This is a genomic window from Donghicola sp. XS_ASV15 (assembly GCF_041224595.1).
Taxonomy (GTDB): domain Bacteria; phylum Pseudomonadota; class Alphaproteobacteria; order Rhodobacterales; family Rhodobacteraceae; genus Donghicola.
Genome location: NZ_JBGFGN010000147.1, coordinates 1 through 3,773, shown reverse-complemented (window position 1 = coordinate 3,773; position 3,773 = coordinate 1). Strand labels below are relative to the sequence as shown.

Sequence of the window (3,773 nt, the reverse complement as noted above, 5' to 3'; positions counted from 1 at the left end):
TTCGGGCAAATCCTGATCGCGCGTGACCTCGTGCAGTCGCTCGAGGACACGCGCGCCCAGGACCGGGCTCTACTCGTGCGCCGGCTGCACCGGCCCACTCCCCGAGCTTTCCGCGCCGCCCGTCCCTGCCCCCCAGGTGCGCCGCCCGCCGTCTCGTTCCGAGCCAGCGGATCGACGCGGGGGCATGGTCCGATGCGGCCCGCAAATCTCGGCCCTTCGGGTGACGATCTTCCCTCGGTTCCCTCGGCCTTTTGCGGGGCCAGACCGCCGTGCGCTCTTCCATTCATCTTCCTGAAAATATCCTCGGGGGAGCGCCGATAGGCGCGGGGGCAGACAGCCCCCAGGCCGCGCCCGCGGCCACTTGGTCGACAAGAGAATATCGAGATCCCCGCGCGAGCTGTCGAATGCCGCGCATCTCCGACTCTTGGCTGCGAACTTTCTGAATCTTGTCAGTGGGCCGTGCCAAGCAATTCCGACCCAAATGCCGAGCATTTCCGACCCAAACCAGACTTTAGGCGTGGTATGGGTCAGGGCCGGGAGAGCGGACAAACCTATTTTAGGAATGGCGGCGATGAACGGCCACTATGCAATTCCGACATTTGCGACGCGGCCTGAAAAAGACCGCATCTCAATCTTATCTGTACAGCAAAACCGGTATTTTCACGGACTGGATCATCGCCGTAGTCGTTGATCCGATGATGAGGTTCCTGATCCGGCTATGACCATAGGCCCCCATCACCAGAAGATCGAAACCCTCTTCAGAAACCAGCTTATTCAGGGCGTCTTCGGGTTCGCCTGTCGCGATGCGAGAGGATGCAGTGATATTAGACGTATGGAGCTTAGTAACGGCTTCATCGGCGACTTTCTGGGCGTGAACGTTGTCTTGGGCCACACAAAGCACGCAGATGTCGAGATCTGAGAAGACGGGGCTGGTCGACATGCGCTCGATGGCGACCTTGGCGCTCGCGCTCCCATCATATGCGATGAGAACTTTTGAAATCTGTCGAAACTCTCGTGATGCCACAAACACAGGCACCTTGGAGGTGCGTACGATCCGCTCCAGATTCGACCCCAGGTGACCGGAGGCGAAATCCGCGCCTTCGCCCCGCTTGCCGATTGTGATTGCGCGAATATCGCTTTCAAGCTCGCGAACCGATTCCAGAAGGTCGCCTTTTCGAAGACGCAGATCCACCTTCGGGATTCCGTCTTGCTCAAGGATCGCTTTCGCATCTTCCAGAATGGCATGGCCCTTCGCTTGGGCAAGTTTAGCGCGCTGCGCGTCCATGGCGGAAAGCTCTTCTAGAAGCGCAGTCCTGGCTCCTAGGCTTAGTGCCCCCGAAAGGTCCGTTGAGGCAGCACCTTCGCGACGACCCAACACATGCATGGCTATCACGCTGGCGTTGAGCTTCTGAGCGATCCAAGCAGTATGGTGGCAGACGCTTTCGGAATAGTCCGACCCGTCCAGTAGTGTCAGTATCTTGTCCATGGTGTTCCTCCCTCAGTGTCCCATTAACTTGTCCATCGCGCCGGGCTTGTCATGTATCGCAAGCTTATCAACGAGCGTTTCGGTTGCATCGTTCATTCCGACAACCTCGACCTCCGAACCTTCTCGGCGGAACTTCAGAATTGCCATGTCCAGCGCCTGAACGGAGCTGATATCCCAGATATGGGCCTGGCTCACGTCAATGGTGACACGATCAAGCGCCTCGCGGAAATCGAAAGCATCCGCGAAATCCTCGGCTGACCCATAGAAAAGCTGGCCTTCGAGCACGTAAGTCCGTTGACGGCCATCAGCTGATAGGGTCGAGGTGATACGGAAAAGTTGCGCGATCTTGCCTGCAAAGAAGATGCCTGACAGCAGCACCCCTACCAGAACGCCAATGGCGAGGTTGTGTGTGTAGACCACGGTGACGACAGTTGCGATCATCACGATTGAGGACGAACGCGGATGCACTCTGAGCGCCTTGATCGAGGACCAGGAGAAGGTGCCGATCGACACCATGATCATGATGGCGACCAATGCGGGCATCGGGATACGCGCCACAAGATCACCTAGGCCGACGACCAGAACTAACAGGACAACACCAGCGGAAAAGGCCGAGAGACGCCCGCGACCGCCGGACTTCACGTTGATGATCGACTGTCCAATCATCGCGCAACCCGCCATACCGCCGATAAATCCGGTCGCGGTGTTGGCAATGCCCTGACCGATGCATTCCTGGTTCCGGTTGGACTTGGTGTCTGTCAGGTCATCAACGATGTTCTGGGTCATCAGGCTTTCCAGCAGGCCGACCACCGCAACGGCGGCAGAATACGGAAAGATGATCAACAGCGTCTCGATGGTCAGCGGCACATCCGGGATCAGGAAGAAGGGCAGCGTATCCGGCAGTGCGCCCATGTCGCCCACCGTTCGGACGTCCCAGCCCATCGCCAGAACGGCCAGGGTCAGCACGATAATCGTGACCAGCGGCGACGGGATCGTGGTGGTGATCCGTGGAAAGAGATAGATGATTGCAAGGCCCGCAGCGACGAGGACATAGGTGAGCCATGTGACGCCGGGGTTGCTCAGGTTCAACTCGGGGAGTTGCGCCATGAAGATGAGGATCGCCAGCGCATTCACGAAGCCGGTCATCACCGATTTTGAAACATAGCGCATGAAGCGCCCGAGCTTCAAAAGCCCCGCCCCGATCTGCAAAAGACCTGCGAGAACGGTTGCGGCCAAGAGATATTCAAGCCCGTGATCCTTCACGAGCGTAATCATCAGAACGGCTGTGGCGGCAGTCGCCGCCGAAATCATGCCAGGCCGTCCGCCTGTAAAGGCGATGAGCACGGCAATGGAAAAGGAGGCGTAAAGACCCACCTTGGGGTCCACGCCTGCGATGATAGAAAATGCGATGGCTTCGGGGATCAGCGCCAGCGCGACGACGGTACCCGCAAGCACATCGCCACGAATGTTACCGAACCATTGCTGTCGGTAGTCAGAAATTGAGATCATTTAAACAATCCAGTACCCTGTGCCTGATCGTCTTTCATAAGACGGTCGGCATTGTATGTCGGGAAGTTTCAGGGTTGTCCGGCGGATCAGCGGCCGGAAGAGCCACCCGGGCTCTCACCGGGTCCTAACGCTATTAGAGGTGCATAAACCCTATCTTCGTAGGAATATCAATCGCCTTCAGATGCGAGGGTATCACGCCACTTGATCGAACCTGTTGGAGGAGGGGTTCGCTGAGAAGCTGACTCCCACAACCGACATTGGCGCAACGCGCTGCATCTGGAAAATTGGGGCTCGTTCCCGCCGTTCGTTGCAATTTTCACGAATGACCGTTTGGCCCCTGCCCCGTCATGCGGACGTAGCGCCGCGCTCTGGGTCAGCGATGTGACACAAAAGTCGGTTTTGCTTGGCATCTGACACGAGCGCGGCGATCACACTGGCGGGGGGTTCGGTCAAGCCGAACGCCGCCCGCATCCTTGGGCCATGACGCGCAAGCGCGTCCTGTCCGTCTAGGGAACCGCCGGTTCCCCCACGCAAGCACCATGAGCGGCGTCAGGGGGGGTGTCCCCAACCACGGTCTCGGCCGGGGCCGAGCTGCGTGGTCGGGTGATCCCCCTCCCCCCCTTCCTTGTCATGGAACTTGCGCGGGTCCCCCTCCTGCCCTCGCCGGGAGGCAGGCTTTCAGGAGAGGGCCGCTTGCAGCGGACCTCGCCAGAAACCCCGCCCCGATTTTCGGCACCAAGACCGGAAGGGGCACACCACAAGGAGGCCACAAATGGCT

Annotated in this window: 2 protein-coding genes and 1 other annotated feature; both genes read right to left on the bottom strand. The window is 59.0% G+C overall.

Annotated elements, in window-relative coordinates; translation table 11 throughout:
* Positions 1-634: 634 nt before the first annotated feature.
* Positions 635-1,486, bottom strand: a complete 852-nt coding sequence (locus AB9K37_RS12335; RefSeq protein WP_102856253.1) for a universal stress protein — start codon at positions 1,484-1,486, stop codon at positions 635-637.
* A 12-nt stretch (positions 1,487-1,498) separates the two neighbouring features.
* A complete protein-coding gene (locus tag AB9K37_RS12330) occupies positions 1,499-2,995 on the bottom strand; it encodes a SulP family inorganic anion transporter (RefSeq protein ID WP_102856252.1) in 1,497 nt (498 codons plus the stop codon).
* A gap of 72 nt (positions 2,996-3,067) precedes the next feature.
* Positions 3,068-3,123, bottom strand: a sequence feature (sul1 is cis-regulatory element that is thought to sense ions involved in sulfur or methionine metabolism; They are found in Alphaproteobacteria).
* Between the last annotated feature and the right edge of the window lie 650 nt (positions 3,124-3,773).

What these genes read in the sequence shown, in the direction of transcription:
- AB9K37_RS12335 (WP_102856253.1), bottom strand. Translation starts at nt 1,486, where the DNA reads ATGGACAAGATACTGACACTACTGGACGGGTCGGACTATTCCGAAAGC.
- AB9K37_RS12330 (WP_102856252.1), bottom strand. Translation starts at nt 2,995, where the DNA reads ATGATCTCAATTTCTGACTACCGACAGCAATGGTTCGGTAACATTCGT.